The 251-nt window shown below is 41.8% G+C and carries 1 protein-coding gene; it reads right to left on the bottom strand.

Translation table 11 applies throughout. The features are described 5' to 3' along the window. The coding region (locus tag ACSV5T_RS10140) for a hypothetical protein (RefSeq protein ID WP_438321054.1) at positions 1–251 on the bottom strand (251 nt) is incomplete at both ends.

Here is a 251-nt window from a genome sequence, read left to right on the forward strand (position 1 = left end):
TGTGCTTCTTGACTGAGCAGTGTGCTACATAGAGGAGTGAGTGTGTTTTCAACTGGTCGGAAATGTTCTGGGCGCCAACAAATTGATGCTTCAGGAAGGATGTATAGAATATGTCCTTCTTGTAATAAAGCTAAACACTGGCCCAGAACACCTTGGAAATCCCGCTCTACATTTATATAACCAAATTCTTGGAAGTGTTTCTCATAGACGGTTCTTGAACTGCGCTTTAGAATAGAAAGAGACAGTTCAGG

The organism is Veillonella sp. ZSJB6 (genome assembly GCF_051549505.1).
In the GTDB taxonomy this organism is placed as follows: domain Bacteria; phylum Bacillota; class Negativicutes; order Veillonellales; family Veillonellaceae; genus Veillonella.